The organism is Shewanella sp. ZOR0012, assembly GCF_000798835.1.
Taxonomy (GTDB): domain Bacteria; phylum Pseudomonadota; class Gammaproteobacteria; order Enterobacterales; family Shewanellaceae; genus Shewanella; species Shewanella xiamenensis.
Genome location: NZ_JTLE01000094.1, coordinates 4,010,266 through 4,029,008 on the forward strand (window position 1 = coordinate 4,010,266; position 18,743 = coordinate 4,029,008).

General features: G+C 46.3%; 15 protein-coding genes. 7 read left to right on the plus strand and 8 right to left on the minus strand.

From position 1 onward, the window contains the following. Positions 1-77 precede the first annotated feature (77 nt). Positions 78-605, plus strand: coding sequence for a phosphatase PAP2 family protein (locus L976_RS19265; RefSeq protein ID WP_047539393.1), 528 nt, complete (start codon positions 78-80; stop codon positions 603-605). Positions 606-628: 23 nt separating this feature from the next. Then, positions 629-1,063, plus strand: coding sequence for a DUF3069 domain-containing protein (locus tag L976_RS19270; protein ID WP_047539396.1), 435 nt, complete (start codon positions 629-631; stop codon positions 1,061-1,063). A 66-nt stretch (positions 1,064-1,129) separates the two neighbouring features. Here the strand turns inward: L976_RS19270 and L976_RS19275 are convergent, their stop codons facing one another. Next, the gene (locus L976_RS19275) at positions 1,130-2,818 is read right to left on the minus strand and encodes an NAD-dependent malic enzyme (protein WP_023268525.1); all 1,689 of its coding nucleotides are present in this window, start codon (positions 2,816-2,818) and stop codon (positions 1,130-1,132) included. 250 nt (positions 2,819-3,068) lie between these two features. After that, a complete protein-coding gene (locus L976_RS19280; RefSeq protein ID WP_173944666.1) occupies positions 3,069-4,625 on the minus strand; it encodes a cyanophycinase in 1,557 nt (518 codons plus the stop codon). Positions 4,626-5,163: 538 nt separating this feature from the next. Here L976_RS19280 and L976_RS19285 point away from each other — a divergent pair. The 3 genes from L976_RS19285 to iadA all read left to right on the plus strand — a co-directional run bounded on the left by L976_RS19285 (position 5,164) and on the right by iadA (position 10,455). Beyond that, positions 5,164-7,770, plus strand: a complete 2,607-nt coding sequence (locus tag L976_RS19285; RefSeq protein ID WP_047539399.1) for a TonB-dependent receptor — start codon at positions 5,164-5,166, stop codon at positions 7,768-7,770. Positions 7,771-7,840: 70 nt separating this feature from the next. Further along, complete coding sequence (gene yfcC / locus L976_RS19290) at positions 7,841-9,286, plus strand: putative basic amino acid antiporter YfcC (protein WP_047539402.1); 1,446 nt, start codon at positions 7,841-7,843, stop codon at positions 9,284-9,286. Then, the gene (gene iadA / locus L976_RS19295; protein WP_037422206.1) at positions 9,286-10,455 is read left to right on the plus strand and encodes a beta-aspartyl-peptidase; all 1,170 of its coding nucleotides are present in this window, start codon (positions 9,286-9,288) and stop codon (positions 10,453-10,455) included. Before yfcC ends, iadA begins: the two co-directional genes overlap by 1 nt. Before the next feature lie 126 nt (positions 10,456-10,581). Here the strand turns inward: iadA and L976_RS19300 are convergent, their stop codons facing one another. The 3 genes from L976_RS19300 to L976_RS19310 form a co-directional block, all read right to left on the minus strand. Beyond that, positions 10,582-11,046: a DUF1456 family protein gene (locus L976_RS19300; protein ID WP_037422212.1), complete on the minus strand. Its 465-nt coding sequence runs from the start codon at positions 11,044-11,046 to the stop codon at positions 10,582-10,584. Between the two features lie 130 nt (positions 11,047-11,176). Next, positions 11,177-12,460: an Nramp family divalent metal transporter gene (locus tag L976_RS19305; RefSeq protein ID WP_047539405.1), complete on the minus strand. Its 1,284-nt coding sequence runs from the start codon at positions 12,458-12,460 to the stop codon at positions 11,177-11,179. An 83-nt stretch (positions 12,461-12,543) separates the two neighbouring features. Then, positions 12,544-13,086 (minus strand): PH domain-containing protein, encoded by a 543-nt coding sequence (locus L976_RS19310; RefSeq protein ID WP_047539409.1) that lies wholly within the window; start codon positions 13,084-13,086, stop codon positions 12,544-12,546. Between the two features lie 203 nt (positions 13,087-13,289). Between L976_RS19310 and L976_RS19315 the strand changes: the two genes are divergently transcribed. Both L976_RS19315 and L976_RS19320 read left to right on the plus strand, forming a co-directional pair. After that, entirely contained in the window at positions 13,290-15,875 is a 2,586-nt protein-coding gene (locus tag L976_RS19315) for a TonB-dependent receptor plug domain-containing protein (RefSeq protein ID WP_047539412.1), read from the plus strand. A 117-nt stretch (positions 15,876-15,992) separates the two neighbouring features. Then, positions 15,993-16,622: a glutathione S-transferase family protein gene (locus L976_RS19320; RefSeq protein ID WP_047539415.1), complete on the plus strand. Its 630-nt coding sequence runs from the start codon at positions 15,993-15,995 to the stop codon at positions 16,620-16,622. A 71-nt stretch (positions 16,623-16,693) separates the two neighbouring features. Here L976_RS19320 and L976_RS19325 read toward each other — a convergent pair whose 3' ends face one another. The 3 genes from L976_RS19325 to L976_RS19335 form a co-directional block, all read right to left on the minus strand. Beyond that, positions 16,694-17,194: a DUF4447 family protein gene (locus tag L976_RS19325; RefSeq protein ID WP_047539418.1), complete on the minus strand. Its 501-nt coding sequence runs from the start codon at positions 17,192-17,194 to the stop codon at positions 16,694-16,696. A gap of 41 nt (positions 17,195-17,235) precedes the next feature. Then, the gene (locus L976_RS19330; protein WP_011623923.1) at positions 17,236-17,643 is read right to left on the minus strand and encodes an SMI1/KNR4 family protein; all 408 of its coding nucleotides are present in this window, start codon (positions 17,641-17,643) and stop codon (positions 17,236-17,238) included. A 246-nt stretch (positions 17,644-17,889) separates the two neighbouring features. After that, complete coding sequence (locus L976_RS19335) at positions 17,890-18,675, minus strand: RelA/SpoT domain-containing protein (protein ID WP_037422229.1); 786 nt, start codon at positions 18,673-18,675, stop codon at positions 17,890-17,892. Positions 18,676-18,743: the final 68 nt, after the last annotated feature.

Genomic DNA, 18,743 nt, shown 5'->3' on the forward strand with positions numbered 1-18,743 from the left:
TGTATTGGCAATTTTTGCATTCATTCCGCTATCAAGGTATAAACGTCGCCTTGGATCTCACCCAATAAGGAAAACCCTTGAAAAAATTACTCTGTGCCGCACTGTTACTGTTCACGGGAGCGAGTTGGGCAAACTCGGATGATATCGAAACCTCGGGCGATGTGGTTCATTTACTCCTGCCGGCGACGGCTTTGGGCGCGACCCTATTCTATGAAGAGGGGAATGAAGGCTCGTGGCAATTACTTAAAGCAACAGTTTCGAGCCGAGTCATAGTCGAAGGGCTTAAGCTGGGTGTCAATAAGGATAGACCCGATGGCAGTGGTGATGATTCTTTCCCATCCGGGCATACCTCGGATAGTTTTATGGCAGCCACGTTTATTCAGCAGCGTTATGGCTGGCAATATGGTCTGCCGGCGTATCTTGCTGCGACTTATGTGGGTTATACCCGAGTCGAGAGCGATAAGCACTATTTAGAAGATGTCCTCGCCGGCGCTGCGATTGGTGCACTGGCGGGTTGGTATTTTACTGAGCCCTATAAAGGGATCACAGTGACACCGTTAGCCCATAATGGGGTTTATGGTTTATATATTAGCGGTCAATTTTAAGTTGTTTATAAAAGAGAGTCATTATGGCTGAAGTATCAGTTGAGTATCGCGAAACTGCCGAGCGGATTTCTTACAATGTTGCCAATAAAGTGTTACCTATGGCGAAATTGCCCGAGAGCCTATTAGCGGCCTATCAAGGTTTATGTGCCGAGCTGTTAGAAGACAGAGAAACTAAATTTAGCCAAGCGTGGGATGCGTTACCCGCCAGTGCGCGTAATTTAATGCCACAGGCTGAGTTTCACGGTTTCTATATTGCCAACGCTTGGTTGCAACTCAGCCGTGTTGCACAGGAGATTTCTGAGCTGGCGGATACGGACGAAGCGATTAACGAGAAGGAATACAACGGGATATTTACCCGTTTGGCCGATGAGTCGCTCAAGGAAAGCCTGCGTAAGTTGAAAAAGGCCCGCACCGATCGCTCTATGCTCAATAGCTTTAAACAGGTGATGGCGCCTTAAGCTGTGAGTTTGACCCAATAAAAAGCCCGTCGATTGACGGGCTTTTTATTGGAATAATGTCTGAAATTAGAACGAAGTACGCTTATAACGGCGGTACTCTGGCTTCCAGAAATTATCTTCGATAGATTGCATCAGCAGCTCATCACTCGCAGGTAAGGATAGGCCTTGCTCAATCGCCACTTTACCGACGGCGAACGCAATATGCTTACTCACTGAGTGAATATCTTCCAGTTTTGGCAGGAGTGGCCCTGAGCCATTAATGGCTAACGGTGAGCATTCGGCGAGCGCGCGGCTCGATGCCATTAACATCGCATCGGAGACATGGCGAGCTCCCGAGGCGAGTACACCTAAACCAATGCCTGGGAAGATAAAGCTGTTGTTACATTGCGCGATTTCATAGGTCTCGCCATCGACAACTACAGGCTCGAACGGGCTACCCGTTGCCACTAAGGCTTGGCCAGACGTCCAGTGCAGAATGTCTTTTGGCGTCGCTTCAACACGGCTGGTGGGGTTTGACAGTGGGAAGATAATTGGACGTTCGCAGTGGCTATGCATTGCACGAACAATTTCTTCGGTAAACAGACCCGGTGCGCCCGATACGCCAATCAGTACCGTTGGCTTAGCGTTATTGACCACATCGAGCAGTGAAATATTATCGCTAAAATTATTCCAGTTGCTGATATCGGCACATTTTTGAGCCAATTTTTGTTGGAATGGCAACAGGTTCGGCATGTTGTCGAGCAGCAGGCCCCAACGGTCAACCATGCAGACTTGGCTGCGGGCTTGCTCGTCGCTGATACCTTCAGACACCATTTGCGCAACGATAGCTTCGGCAATACCGCAGCCTGCGCTACCCGCACCTAAGAAGGCAACTCGTTGTTTGTTCAGCTCTGTGCCCGCGGCTTTACAGGCGGCGAGTAATGAACCCACAGTCACAGCGGCGGTGCCTTGAATGTCATCGTTAAAGCAGCAGTAGCGATCCTTATAACGCTCAAGGATTGGCATCGCATTCTTTTGGGCAAAATCTTCGAATTGGATCAGTGTATCTGGCCAACGTACATGCACGGCTTGCATAAAGGCTTCGATAAACTCGGCATACTCTTCGCCGCCAATACGTGGATGGCGCCAACCCATGTACATAGGATCTTCCAGCAATTGTGGATTATCGGTACCTACGTCTAAGGTAATGGGTAGTGTGTATGCGGGGCTGATCCCACCACAGCTGGTGTACAGTGACAATTTACCAATCGGGATCCCCATGCCACCAATACCTTGGTCGCCTAAGCCTAAGATGCGCTCACCGTCGGTCACAACGATGATTTTTACTTTTTGGCGAGTTGAGTTATTGAGGATGTCGTCAATTCTGTCTTTGTTTGGGTAGGAGATGAACAGACCACGGTTACGGCGATAGTTTTTCGAGAAGCGCTCACAGGCCAAACCTACCGTTGGGGTGTAGATAATTGGCATCATTTCGCTGATATGATTTTGCACTAAACGATAAAACAGGGTTTCGTTGGTGTCTTGAATGTTGCGCAGATAAATGTGCTTATCGAGATCGTTATTGAAACTTCTGAACTGATCGTAGGCGCGCGAAGCCTGTTCTTCAATGGTTTCAATGGCGTAGGGTACTAAGCCTTCGAGGTTAAAGAAAATACGCTCTTCTTCCGAAAATGCACTGCCCTTGTTAATTAAGGGAGCTTCAAGAATGGCAGGTCCTGCAAACGGAAGATAGAGGGGGCGTTTATTATCGTCCATGGGTAACCTTTGAGTTATTGTTTAAGTGGTTCGGTACGTGCTTGAGACGTGCTATAGGTCACGTAAGGTTATCACGAAATGTGATCTTTGTTGCCTGTGTCGTGCGCTATTTGTGGCTTTTTTTGCAGCACAGGCAATTCTTACTGTTTAAAACAGGCTTCTGTTAAATTGTTGTAAATGCTTTTGCCGAGTAAATGGCTGTTTAACGGCTTTATTGAAACAAAAACGCAGCCTAGGCTGCGTAATAGAATCACTGCATTTCGAGCACTAAATTGATGGATTGATATCCCACAGCGCCTTGGGCTAGCTGGCAGCTATCATTTAGCAAAGGTTTAATCGTTAATCTGGCTTTATTTACCATGACTTGGTTTTGCTCTTCATCTAAGCATGCACTCTTCACCCATTGTGTAAAATTATTCACTACTGGCTTAGTTACTTGGGGTGAATTAGAGGTGGCTGTTACTGCAGTTTTCCTTATTGTTAATTCAGCAATTTTATTGCCCTCTTTGTCCATAGTGAGCACTGATCCCTTAGTGAGATAATGGGATATAGCGTTTATTTGAGAGTGAAAACTGTGTGCGGTTTTCTGCTTAACTTGTTCGATAACCCATACGCCATGTTGTCCAGAAACTGTGAGTTTTTGTGATTTAGTATCAACCAGTAAAGCTGTGTTTTCATCAATTCCAAACGCCGTCTCAGTACCAGTATTTGCGGCCAAGATCAGCAAGCGTAGCTGGCGATCCCGTTCAGTAAAGTGGGTATCGAGAATGCCAAAGGGGAAAAATCCTAAGCCCCCTTCAGGTCGGTAAGTCACTGCTGTAGCTGGAATTGCACCATCACAATTATTGAGTTCACAACGTTCACTTGGCGCCTTTGCGGCATACGTGCCAAAGGTGAGTGCCCCCTCGCTGGTGCCACCGGTAATCATATTATGTTGGGTCATGACTGCTGTGCCAGCACTGGTGCCGCCGATAATGATTTGTTGCTGAGCAAAGCGCTTTTTAACCAGTGTTAAGGCGTCACTTGGTTGACCCTCAGGCGTTAGCCAGGCTTTTAGGGTTAGACTTTGATCGCCTCCGTTGAGGAACAATCCATCCATTTGTTCAAGAAACTTGTAAAGTGTGTTTGGATTATCGCAGTAATCATGTTGACGTTGAGTCTTTGCAGGATATAGCCTTTGTTTATCAATGTTTCCTTGGAGTTGCTGACGGAACAATGGCAGCATATTACATTCACCAGTGGCAATTCCCTTTTGCAGAGCAGCGTCAATGGGTAGCCAAATCACCTCTGCGCCCGCTTGCTCAAACACACTTAGATAAAAGTGAGCACTCTCAAAGGGATCTCTGGCCGATGCCGTAACGATAGCAATTAATGGCCGCTGTGCAGTCGGTTGCCTTTGTTGACGCTTTTTTAAGGCTTGCTGAACAAACAATCGATAAAGTTCAATAGTCTGTGAACTACGACTGGCATCAAGTATGACTTGCTCTTGTTTACTTGAACCATCCGCTTGCTGTTGTCCTTCGAGTAAATCGAGTAGGGCAAAATACGTTTTATCATCCAATGAGTTGAGTAACGCTGGATCGAATTTTCCAATCTTCTGTTTTAATTCGTTTAAGGGAATTAGCGCGGGGTATTTTTCTGCGGCTAAGCTGGCATTACGTAGATTGGTCTGTTGTGCTTGAGTGAGCATCTCAAGGCTTGGGTGAGCCAAAGCCCGCTCTAGCCATAATGGACTGAAATCATAGCGAATGTCACGTTTGGCGGTTGGCGAAAATGCGGTGTTGATTTTGCAATTTTCAGGTGACATTGAACTACAGGTCTTTATTCCTCCACCAACGAGCATCAGGTCAAATTGTAGCTGCTGAGGAGCTTGTTTTTGGGGTTGTAAAATAGGTAACGCATTGAGGTTGGGAGAAACTAAGACGCCAAAAAAACAGCAAAACGCTAGCAACTTCTTGGATCTAAAAAGTAAGTATTTTGATGATGGATGGTTCATGGTGGCACTCAATAAAAAAGTGTGCGCCATGTATTGACTCGGAGCTTATGTTACGGATAGCCTCTTAACAGGTCAATAACAAAAGACTGTTTTTTATAACATGAACTCTGCAGCAACTCTTTTCCAACGATATCACTATCGTACGTGGTATCTGTCCGAATGGTGGGACGAATAACCTACTGAACACGCTTGTGTTTAGTGGAGTTTTGTTCTGCTGTCTAACTCCCCTATCAATGATTTGATAGACGAAAGGCTTTCTGTAAAACATTAACTAATGCCATGCGTATTGACTCACGCACAGCAAAGCCACGTCTCAAAATTCTAATAAGATGATTTTCGGGAGCTTACCATGAGAAGTTCAGTACTTTTATGCACAATTTTTGGCTTGGCCTTGTCACCTATCGCAGTTGCAGTTGCAAATGAATTAGAAAAAAGTTCGCCAAATCAACCCGCGACAGAATCTGAGGTTGAACGGGTTGCCGTCACAGGTTCTCGCCTTAAGGGCGTGGATATGGAAGGGGCAAATCCCTTACAAAGTTTTAGTCAGGATGAAATCACTAAACGCGGTTATGCATCGGTCAGTGAGTTTCTCAAGGATTTACCTCAGGCTTCGAGTGCCGGAACCTTCTCCGAAACTGGCGGAGTGGGGGGCGCGGATGGCGCTCCTGCGGGAGCCTCTGGTGTGAGTTTGCGTGGATTAGGCTCTAGCTCAACCTTAGTGCTCGTCAATGGTCGACGGGTTGCTGTGGATTCATTTTCAAATGGCTCGGACTCCTTTGTTAACGTTAACGCGATTCCCTTATCTGCGATTGAGCGCATTGATGTATTAACCGACGGCGCCTCATCTATTTATGGCTCAGATGCGATTGCAGGTGTGATTAACTTTATCTTACGTAAGGATTTTGTTGGGCATGAGCTGACCGCTCAATATGGTGACGATACCTCGGATCATGATGCCAGCCGTAAAAATCTGACCTATGCGGGCGGTTTTGCAACGGAGAAAAGCAATACCACTGTCGTATTAGATTACGCAACCCGTAACCCCATTTTTAACAGTGATAGACCTGTCAACGTCACGTTTGAATCGAATACTCGCATGACAATTGATGGTAGCGATTATGCCGAAACCTGGTGTGGTAACGACACCCAAAAGGCAGGCACCCGTTGTAATTATGACTATGTGATCCAGCGGGCTATTCAGCCTGATTACGAAAATGCGGGGGCGACTTTCAATCATATTTATCGATTGGATAATGGTTTAGAGCTATTTGCTGAGGGCATGTATCAAAAAAATACGGGCTCAGCATATGAAGCACCTGCGGGCTATACCGTTGATGTAGCTGGTGACGCGGCGTTTATTCCGCAATATGTGAAGGATATTGATCTTAAAGATGGCAGCGTCAGTGATTTTATCACGGTGAGAACACGCTTTCCTGAGCGTCGAGTTCAGGAATACGATACACAAAGCTACCGTTTACTTGCGGGCCTGCGTGGTGAACTGGCGGAGTGGAGCTGGGAAAGTGCGCTGAGCTACGGCAAGTCGACTAATGAAATCAAAAACATATCTGGTTATATGAATGCGAATTTATTGGTCGATGCTGTAGCGATGGGGAAATTTAATCCCTTCAATTTAGGTCGTGATAATACAGAGGCTGAGCTAGCGGCGCTAAGAGATCCCGGAGTTCGACGGGGTGAGTCCGAGGTGCTTTCTGTCGATTTTAATATTAGTGGCGAGTTATTTAATTTACCTGCTGGTACTGTAAGTTCAGTATTTGGCGGTGAATTCCGTAAAGAGGACATATTCGATAAACCGTCGGTTAATGCGGTCAATAACGAGATTATTGGCTTAGGGGCAAGTGATGCCGCAGCAGACCGTACCCAATATGCTGCCTATGGCGAGTTTAATTTTCCACTCACTGAGAGTTTGGATCTGATCGCAGCTTTACGTTACGACCATTACAGTGATTTTGGTGGCGATGTGAATCCTAAAGTATCGCTGCGTTATCGCCCAATAGATGAATTGGTGCTGAGGGCTTCATGGAGCACAGGTTTCAGGGCGCCATCGCTTTCCCAGCTTGGGGCGGGAACCTCCCTTAGCAGTCAATATATTAATTGCGGCGCTGACGAACCCTACAATAGTCTATGCGGTGTCGCGGGTGCTGAGTTTGGAGAGCTAGAATTTGATCAAGAAACCATTGGTAACAAAGGGTTAGAGGCTGAAAAATCTGAGGCATTGAATATAGGAATGTCTTGGAATGCTACTGACAATTTGCAATTTACTGTCGATTATTGGCGTTATGATCACGATGATATTGTCGATATTGATGCTAACACCACCTTAGATGCCTGCATTAAAAATCCTGCAAATATTGTCGATAGTATCGCAGCATTAGGAGACAACTTTGGCTGTGTTGTGGATAGCCAAGGAGATATTAGCTTCTTACGGACGGGTTACTTTAACGTCGGTAACCAATCGACCGATGGTTTAGATTATAAAGTGGACTATCGTCTTGAAACCGATGCGGCCGGCGAGTTTAGCTTTTATCTCGCGGGTACCGAAACCTTCTCCTTTGAGCGGCAATTGACTCCTTCTACACCGAAGGAAGATCTACTCGGTCGTTTAAGTGGCGCCTCTGAAATTGCTCGCCCTGAAAGCGTTATTGATCTCGGTACTGACTGGCAGCTGAATGATTTGAGCGTCAGTATCGCAGGACACTATATCAGCTCATTAGGTGACGGTGATTTTAAGTTTGATAATGAAACCGTAGATAGCTGGCTGACGTTTAGCGCTAGCGTGGGATATGTGCTAAGTGAGCACCATAGCTTGTTGTTGTCAGTGCGTAACTTAACCGATGAGGAGCCGCCTTATGCTTCATCCCCCACGAATGGTTATGCCAGTTCAGTACATGATTGGCTCGGCCGTCGCTGGAATATGAGTTACACCTTCAAGTTTTAATCAGTCTGTGGGCTGGCTTAATCGCGATTAAGCCAGCCCTTTGTCATCCTATTGATGAAGGTATTACTCAATGAAATCACCCCAAGCGCGGCAAATGCCCGACGCCTTTGTTATCTTATTTTTTATTGTGTTACTCGCAGCAATCAGCAGCTACCTTGTCCCCGCGGGGTGGTTCGCGATGACGGAGATCATAGACTCTGCGGGAAATACCGTTAAGCGAATTGACCCACAGCAATTTTTTATTGCTCAAGATACTGCCCACCATGTGAGTTTGTTTTCCTCAACCGATAAAACGGGATTAGTTAACTTTGCCTTTGATGGTATGACCTCGGGCGACAGAATGGGCTCTGCCGTTGGGGTTGTTGCTTTTATTCTTATTGTGGGCGGCGCCTTTGGGGTGGTAATGGAAACTGGGGCTATTACCGCCTGTATCATGGCCGTGATAAACCAATTACAACGTAGTCAAATATTATTAATCCCGTTGCTTTTTGTTATTTTCTCACTGAGCGGTGCTGTTTATGGCATGAGTGAAGAAGCGATTGCATTTTGCATTGTCTTATTACCCCTATTTAACGCTCTGGGTTACAGTGCGGCAACGGTTGTGATGGTGACTTATCTGTCGACCCAAATTGGTTTTGCCACCTCTTGGATGAACCCTTTTAGCGTAGCTATTGCCCAAGGGATTGCCGATGTACCTTTAATGTCAGGTGCGGGACTTAGAATAGCTATTTGGTGTTTGTTTACCGCGGTAGGACTGGCTTTTACTCTGCATTATGCCAACAAACATCGTACTCCTTTGTTAATTAAAACAGAGCAACTTGAGCAAAGCACCTTAAGCACTCAATGCTCTTCCTTTGATATCATAGTGTTGCTTTGCTTGTTTGGCGTCATCCTGTGGGTTATTTGGGGGGTGGTAGCCAAGGGATATTATATTCCCCAAATTGCCAGCCAATTTTTTACCTTAGCCTTACTGGTTGGATTAATTAGCGTTTTATGGCGCAAACGCAGTTTGAACCAAATTTCAATGGCGTTCCAACGGGGGGCGAGTGAATTACTCCCGGCTGCCATGATCGTCGGTTTTGCCAAAGGGGTGGTGTTACTGCTGGGGGGAGATGATCCGCAGCAGCCTTCCATTTTGAATACTGTGCTGCATTATGCGGGTCAATGGCTCGCCTCCTTACCTGATGCTATTGCGGCACTGCTGATGTATCTGTTTCAATCTGTGATGAATTTTTTCGTCGCATCTGGTTCCGGACAAGCAGCACTGACTATGCCTATTATGGCGCCGCTGGCTGATATTGCTGGAATTAGCCGACAAATCGCGGTTTTATGTTTTCAATTAGGGGATGGTTTAACCAATTTGGTCATCCCTACATCCGCCTCCCTCATGGGCTGTTTAGGTGTAGCCAAGCTGTCTTATGGTCAATGGCTCGCGCTGATTTGGCGCTTTCAACTCTTATTGACGATTATGGCGAGTGCGGTGGTTTTATTTGCAATTTTTATGGGATATCACTGATGTTAACTTTAATTCGCAATGCCTTGGTCTACTCTCCACAATTACTGGGGCTACAGGATGTCCTATTTTGTGGGTCGAACATACTGCAAATTGCTAAAGGGATTAAATTACCCAATGCCGCTTGGGTCAAAGAAGTTGATGCCGATGGCTGTATCCTTATTCCTGGTTTGGTTGATCCTTTAGTGCATATTACTGGTGGCGGTGGTGAGGGGGGCTATCATACTCGAACGCCTGAAATGCAATTAACGGATGCCACACTTGCCGGAGTGACCACCTTAGTAGCCGCGCTTGGGACGGACGCGGTAAGCCGCAGTTTAAATGAGTTAGTGATTAAGGCGCGAGCATTAACCTATGAAGGCCTTAGCGTTTTTTGTTACACAGGCTCATATGAGTTTCCGGTTAAAACCATTACTGGTGACGTCACTCAAGATTTAATGATGATTGATAATGTGATTGGGGTTGGCGAGATCGCCATTGCAGATCACCGAGGCTCGCAACTTTCAGTTGCAGAACTCGCACGGGTGGCAGCGCAGAGTCGAGTGGGGGGTATGCTCAGTGGTAAAGCGGGTATTGTATTTGTTCATGTGGGCGATGGCGCATCGGGGCTCAAATTATTACATCAGGTTGCACAGCAATCGGATATTCCTCTGACTCAGTTTTATCCAACGCATATCAATCGCTCACAACCGCTGTTAGAGCAAGGAGTTGAATTTGCTAAAAAAGGTGGTGTCATTGATTTTACCACATCGACCAATCAACATTTCTTAAATCATGGAGAAGTGTCAGTGGTGTCGGCTGTCAAATTTGCATTTGAGCAAGGGGTTGAACTTAGTCGGATAAGCTTAAGCTCCGACGGTAATGCTAGCTTACCCGTATTTGACTCTGCGGGTGAATGTATTGGTGTTGAGGTGGGTAAGGTTAGTAGCTTATTCAATGCGATGCAGGCATTGATCATAAGTGGTTTTACCTTAGAGCAAATTCTTCCACTAGTGACATCCAATGCCGCACGTAATTTGAAGTTAAAGCGCAAAGGAGGGATTGGTCTTGATAAAGATGCTGACTTTGTTTTGTTAGACCATAAGCTTGCTATTAATAAAGTCTGGGGTAAGGGACAACTACTTGTTGATAATGGCATTGCCGTTAAACGGGGAACCTTCGAGCTTTACTAGCGTTACATTTACATAGTGCTTTGCGTTAAATTGATGTATGAAAACTAAAAATCCGAATATTTACAGATATTCGGATTTTTAGTTTTCAGGCTAATCTTAGCAAGATTTGCATTGATGCTAGCAGGATTAGACGCCGCGATATTTCAGTGAGAGGCCGCGGATAAAGTTACGCAGGATCTGATCGCCACAGGCTTTGAAGTTTTTATGGTCCGGGTTGCGGAACAGGGCACTTAATTCAGATTTAGACATTTGCACTTCGGCGAGCGCTAGGGTGGCCACAATATCTTCCTCACGCATTTCGAGGGCAACACGTAATTTTTTGAAGATTAAGTTATTGTTTAATTTTGATACAGGTTTAGGAATTTCAGCACCTTCACGTAGACCACGCTTTTCGATGATTAGACCATCTAAAAACTGACATAGGGTGGTATCGTTACAGGCTTTATAACCTTCTTCCTCTTCTTTGCGCAGTAAGTTAATCATCTCTTCGGTGGAGACTTCTCTACCCACTTTGGCAAAAATCTTAATCATTTTGGCGTTGCTAAAATCGAATACGAAGCGCAAACGGCGCAAAATATCATTGTTTATCATGGTCATCTCTAGGCGCGGCTGCGCAGTCTGGTTTAAGAGCAGATAGTATATACCCAAACAACCTGAAGATGCAGGATTCAGCGGTATTTGTGGTGTTAATCATTAATATCACGCTAGTGTTGAACACCTGCTAGGCCTTTACCCAGTACCAGTAAATAAAAAGTACGGCAAAAATAAGTAAATAACTTAAGCCTATCCAAGAGAGGCATTTCATCTTTGTACCGTAGCGGTCTGCTTCTGGGAGTTGGCTGCTGGTCATTAAGCGATAATTTAACCATGCAAAGACGACAGTGGTCATAAAGGCCAAGATCATCACAAACTCCAGTAATGGCAGCAGTGCGCCCTTAAAAAACAGGATTAACAACAATCCTAACGCACTGACACCGAGCATAATGCCTGTCAGAAGTTTATCCGCTTGTACTTCTGACACTACTGACTTGGAGAGTAGTTGCCAGCCCATGTTTAGGGTCCGGCTATAGCCATCGATGACGGTGACAGTGGTGCTGAAAATACATAAAAACGCCACTATGCCAATCAAATATCTGCTTTCACCGCCCATGACTTGGCTATATAAGTTGATTAACTGATTTGCAAATTGGGCACCCGATTCAGAAAAATGTTCGCCGCTGCCATGCATTACCAGAGCGCCTAATGCCAGAAAGACCACTGCCAGCAGGGCGGTGATGATATAGCCTAAGTTAAAATCGAGCAGAGCTTGTGATGGTGTTACCAGCGAAGTCTTTTGTTTTTCCAGCAACCACAATGAATTCCATGCGCTGACTTCAATCGGTGCAGGCATCCAGCCCATCATCGCGACTAAAAATCCCACATGGGCCCACTGCCAAGGTGAGGGCGACACAAACTGACTTTCCAGTGCTTTCATATGATCAAATGCCAGCGCGACCGCAATTAAAGTGGTGAGCGTCAGGGCAAACATAATGATTTTGGTCAGTTTATCGAGCAGAGAATAATGCCCTAAAATCAATAACAACAGTGAGCTTATCAGCACCAGTAACGCCAAAATATCTATGGGTAATGGAATAAACTGGGTGAGCATGGCGGCTGTTAGCATGCAGACCCCAGCGGTGCTTGCAATAGAGGCGATCACATTGAGGCCTGTGAATAGCCATAGATAACCCCGACCTTGCTTAAGATATCCATGCAGTAAACTTTCGCCCGTGGCGGCGGTGTAACGCGCACCTGCGGCAAAGAAGGGGTATTTCAGCAAATTTACGCCAAGAATGACCCAAGCCAATTGCCAACCAAATTCTGCGCCGGCGCGAGTGGATGATACTAAATGTGAAGCCCCAATCGCTGCGGCGGCCATCAACACTCCAGGTCCCATGGCTTTTATGCCAAGGGCGAGCTGTGCAGTCCAATTGATGGAGAGTGGTTTAACTTCAGAGTTGTCCATGGCGTGGTGCGTACTTCCTTATCGGTGAAAATTTATCTGTTTGATATTAATGCATACATTCTAAATTTGGATCGAATTAACTGTTAAGCATCGTGTTTGGATGCGAGTAAGCCTTCGATACGTTTTAAACTGGCGGTTATTTCGACAAGCTGGCCGAGTAGCGCATTATCGTTTGTAGCTGGTAATGCTTCAGATTGTGGATGCTTGTCACTCAAGCGCTCCTTCTGCTCCAAAATCTGTGCTCTAAAACTAGGGGCATCGACTATGCCCACTAAACTGATTAAGGCACCCGTTCCCGATTGTCCAGCAGTTTCGACTGTGAGTTTATGTAATCCCATTAGGCGCATTATGGGACCTTGGATTAAGGCGATATCGGTGATTTTATCTAAGGGAACGGTATTTTCGGTGCGGGTTAATATGCCTCTACGCACAATAAGTTTTTTGCTGGTGAGACGCGCGCTCATATTGTTGATATAGCGACGCGTCCCCCATAAGCCAAGAGGAAACCAAAGCAATAACAAAGGTATACCTACAATGCTTAGGGTGAAGTAAGCGGCCCCTGCGAGTAACCAATACATGCCTAAGTTGGCTTCAAATTCGGCTTCATGAATCGTTTGTTCTTGCATTTTCGTCCCTATTTTATGCAGTGAGTTGTTAACTATCTTGAGATGTTTGTGCTGAAAAATACATGGTTTTTATTAGTAACAAAAGTTTAACTTTTTTCAGTGGGCCATTGACTTTGTTTCACAACACATTACCTTGAATATTGTTAATAAAAAGTTGAATTAAAGTAAATTAATTCCAACAATACTAAAGTTAGGGAATGCAAATGAAAAGACCTCAGATTCTACCCAATGCTTGTGCTATCGCGATCGCAATGGCGTTTGCCCCGAATGTTAGCTATGCAGCTGAAAATGGTGCTGATAAAGTTGAACGAATTGAAGTGACGGGTTCTCGTATTAAGCGTACCGATATTGAGGGACCGTCGCCGATACAATCCATCGGCAAAGAAGATATTGCTAACATGGGGTTTGACAACCTGCAGCAGTTACTCGAGCGGATGCCTGCGAACGGTGCAGGTGCTTTCTCTACCCGTGGTAACAGCCAAGACTCAACAGCTAACGGCGGAGCCTCGATCAGTTTACGTGGCTTAGGCCCTGACGCCACTCTGGTATTGATCAACGGTCGTCGTGTCGCGGCAAGTGCTTTTGCTGAAGGTATCACTAACTCCTTCGTCGACATTAACAACATTCCGGTTTCAGCGATTGAGCGAATAGATATTCTGAAAGATGGTGCGTCGGCGATTTACGGTTCCGATGCGATTGCGGGCGTAGTCAACATTGTCTTGAAAAAAGACATCGAAGGGATTGAGGTTAACTTAGGTTACGGCGACACCCCTGGTACGGGTTACGATGAAACCACGGCGAGTGTTGTGTGGGGAACCAAATCCGAAAAGGGCAGTGCATCTATTATCCTTGATTACTTTAAAAACGAAACGCTGTCAGCGACCGATTTAGGCCGTTTTGGCACTGCGGATCAAAGTCCTTATGGTGGTGAGGATTTTCGTTCTTCCCGTGGTTTCCCCGGTTATTTTTATGTTGATGGCGTGAAGACTATCGACCCATCCTGTCCGCCCGATCGCGCAACAGCTAGTGGCAGTTGTCTATTCGACTACGGCCCTTACAACCTAGTGATCCCTGAAGCTGAACGTATCGGGGCTATTGGTCAATTCGATTACCATTTCAATGACGATTTGACTGCTTTCCTCGAGTTAGCGGCGCAACATAACTCCTCTATTGCGGGTGGTGCGCCCACACCTCTGGATGAAGATGCGGCCTTAACTGTACCGGGTACCCACCCTAATAATCCTTGGGGCAAAGATATTGAAATCGGTCGTTTCCGTACTGTGGATGCGGGCGCACGCCGTTGGGATATTGAGTCTGATACCCTGCGTTTAGTTGCTGGATTACGTGGCACTATCAAAACTTGGGATTGGGAAGCCTCGGTACAACGCGGCCGCAGTGAATCGATGCAAACTGGCGATCGTAGCCAAGGTTGGGTCAGAACCGATTATCTACAAGCTGAGATCGATGCTGGCCGCTACAATCCTTTTGGTGGCACGATGAACTCGCAGGATGTGATCGATGCCATCACGACTAGCCTTGTCCGCCAAGGTTTGTCGAGCATGACTTCATATGCGGCGAACATTTCGGGTCAAGCGTTCACGCTGGCGGACCGCGATATTATGATGGCAGCGGGTGTAGAATACCGTGAAGAAAGCGTGAGCGACGTGCCGGATGAACAGTTCCAACGTGGGCTGATTTTCGGTACCGAAGCGGTTTCTGCGGCGGCCTCTCGTGACCAATACGCGGGTTATGTGGAGTTCTCTATTCCAGTGACAGATAACTTTAAGCTTCAACTTGCAGGTCGTTATGACCACTACAGCGATTTTGGTTCAACCACTAACCCTAAAGTGGCGTTCCAATGGGGGATTACCGATGAGCTGACGAGCCGTGGATCTTGGTCAACGGGTTTCCGTGCACCTTCATTAGCACAAATCGGTTTAGGTCCATCTCGCGAAAGTAGCTTCTTTATCGATACTTATCGCTGCGCCGCCGATGGTGTGGATTGTGAAGCGCTCGACTATAACACTGAATTCCAAGGTAACTCTGAGTTGGATGCCGAAGAGTCAGAAACATGGAACTTGGGGATGATTTGGGCACCAAGCCAGAAGTTTGATATCGGATTCGATGTTTACAGCATTACTCAAGATAACAAGATCGATAAGCAGCCATTGGGTGATATTTACACCGCAAACTGTAATGATCAAAACAGTACTGTGTGTGAGCGTTTAGCACCGCAAGTGGGTCAAACCTTAGGTCCTATCAGCATTATTCACTCAAGCTTTATCAATTTAAGCTCGCAGGATGTGCAGGGTGTTGACCTGTCAACCCACTATGGTCTTGAGTTAGATAACTTTGGTGATTTGAAGTTTGGTCTAGAGTACAGCTACTTACATAACTTCGAAAAAGACGGTCTCGATTACACTGGCGAGTACAAGTTCCCACAACATCGCTGGTTACTCACCACGAACTGGACCATGGATAACTTCGCGGCCAACGTAAACCTGAGTTATATCGGTGAATTCGAAGATACTCCAGATATCGACTTTGATGGCGTGTTAGACTTCGAAACCAACAAGTCTCGTATGGTTGATGCACAGTTATTAGTTGATATGTCAGGTAGTTACCGTTTCAACGAGATGTTTAAGCTGACATTAGGCGTGAACAATGTGTTCGATGAAGAGCCACCGTTTGCGATTGGTGACGGTGATACCGACCTCTATGGTTATGTGATTTCTGTACACAACCCTATGGGACGTTATATCTATACCAAACTGACAATGAACTTCTAATGAGTCATTGGCCGAGTCATTTGAAACGGCGCTTCGGCGCCGTTTTTGTATTTTACTCTGCCGCGACAGAGTGTATCTTCGTTCTCGTTAATCAGTCATCACTAAAAGGACGTTAATATGATCACCTTATATGGCATGCCCCGCAGCCGTGCATTACGAGTCGCCTGGGTGCTAGAAGAGTTAGGCGCCGAGTGGGCCTTTTCGTTTGTGGATATGAATAAGGGCGAGCACCGTAGCGCCGCTTTCTTAACGCTCAATCCCTGTGGCAAAGTGCCTGTGTTAACCGATGATAATCTTGTGTTGTCTGAGTCTGCGGCTATTTGCCTGTATCTGGCGGAGAAGTTTGGCAAGTTGTTACCTGAAGCGGGCAGTGCGGCATCGGGTCTGCATCATCAATGGGTGAGCTTTATTATTACCGAACTCGAGCAGCCTCTATGGACCCTAGGCAAGCATAAATTCGCGCTGCCGGAAGCGCAGCGTCATCCTTCCATCATGCCTTGCGCTGTGTGGGAGTTTAATAAGGCGGCGGCCTTGGCCGAAGCTATGCTGCCCGATAGTGACTTTTTACTCGGTGACACCTTGTCGGTTGCCGATATTCTGCTGGCACATACATTGATGTGGGGCACTTTATTTGAGCAGCAGATCCCGCCTAAATTGGCGGCGTATCGCGATAGAATTGCAGCGCGTCCTGCGCGTAAATCGGCGTTGGCCAAAATGGATGCTGTCGCTGCTGCGGCGCAGGTTTAATCTGATTTAGGCATTAAAAACAAAAGGGCAGAAGATTTACTTCTGCCCTTTTTGCTTAAGTCGTTTAGCGTTTATAGCTGAGTTGCCGCCCATTTCGCACGGCTTTCACGGCTCTCACTTAATCCATTTTGCTCACGGAATGCCTTGTAGGCTTCGACATCGAGATTGACTAAGCTAACATCCACTTCGAGCACCAGTTTACATTCTTTCTTAATGCGCCACGCCGCTGTGTTGTACAGCTCAGTTAACGGCAGCGAGCTTAAAAATTCAGGATTATATTGGGTGTAAACGGCTTGGGTTGGATACACCACGAAGGCTAGGTGACGTTTAGGCTCTTTCTTAAACAAGGCTTCGATTCCGTCTGTGGTATTCAGTACTTGCATCTCGATAATATCGTCGAGATCTAACAGCTTTTTCTGTGCCTGTTCAGGGGCCTGTGTTTCAGCATTTTCCCACGCTAAGACATCGGCTTCGCTGTGGTTGGTCAGTTGTCCAACTTGAGCCGCACTGAGGCTGAGTGATTGGCGTAAGTAGCTCATTTCGATGGCGTTCAAGCCAATATTTTTAGACATAATGCGGTTCTCAAGTTGATAAAAATACAATCTCGGTAAAATCAGTATTTGTTTTTAAGCCAAATATCTTCGACCCATTCCCAGAAGGATTCCCAATAAGTATCGGTAAAGTCACCATTTTGCCAGAAGTGAACTTGGCCATCCTGATCGATACAGTAAAAGTCATCGCCCAATTGGCAGATGGCGATTAAGTCCCTCGGCAAGCCGATTGACCAAGCATAGCAGGTGACTTCGGGTAAATAGGTGTGTGAATAGGGATCGGCTGCGGTCACAGGCTCAATCGCGCCATAAATCACATCACTGGCATGGAGTAGGTATTCCTTTAATTCCCGTGGCAGCGGGATCAAAATCTGTTCCTCAACCTCCACTAACTGCTCGAATGTCGGTAACTCGAGTGGCACAGGTACGGTTTCGCTGCGTTCTTGGAGTTGCTCAATAATGTCGTGCATGGAATTTCCTTAAGGGTCGCCTTATGGCGCGGGATTATATAGGGAAACAAGGCTGGATGCGAGGGAAGGGCTGTGAGCTTGTAGCAGGGATAGTTCGGCTTTTGTTTGCGTATTTGCAGCAGTGACGCTTTGGTTGAGTTTGGGGTTACGCCATAAAAAAGCGCTGGCATCTGTTTTCACAAATAGCCAGCGCAACAGTGGAAGTGGTACAGCGTTAAACGGTTAAGCGATAAAACAAACGGGTGATTAAGCAACTGAGTTAGTGAGCAGCAGTCCTTCATCGACGCGTTTGTAGTTAAGCCAAGCTTTGTGATACAGCTTATGGGACTCTTGGCGCAGCTTAGCGATCTGTGCCGTTTCAAACTCACTTAATGCACGTTGCTGTTTTATCGCATTTGCTTCAATTTGTTGAACCTGTTCGTAAACCTTGTGTTCTGGGCCGCTTTTAATGTCGGCAATATCCTTAAGGTGTAATTGAACTTCGGCAATCATGCCGCTTTCGGGCAAACGTACCAGTAAGTTAAGGTCGCGATAACCTGAGGCTTTAGGCTCGGCGAAACGGTTTTTCTGTTTTACGACCTGAGCTTGCTCGCTTAATGCGTAATAGCTTTGCATCAGCTCAGAGATGCTGTTACTGACAATGCTGGCGCGGGCAAGGTCGGTGATCTGGCTTGCATCCCCCTTAAATTTGCTGGCGACCTTCTCGGCGGCGCGTTGATAGCTTTTTACGTCGGGCAAAATCACCTGCGCCTGTGTATCCGCAGTGACTCGTTGCAATAAGTTACCTAGCTCATTTTGGGCAATAGGGGCATTTGAATACAGTTTATCTAAACAGCTTAAAGATTGGCGTGGTGTGTCGAAGGTTTGGGTATTTAGTGCATATAGCCCTTGCAGATCATGGCTTTGAGCTTGCCTTGCACTATAGCTGCTACGTTCGGCTCTGCTGTCATTGATATCTAGAGGATTGGCTACACCGGTGCGGGTCGATAATAAGAGTAGAAAGATAAAAAAGGTACGAAACAACTTATTCATAACGGCCTACTTCCTTATGGGAGTGATACACATCACAGGGATACCATAGGCTGACGTTGCTTAATTAA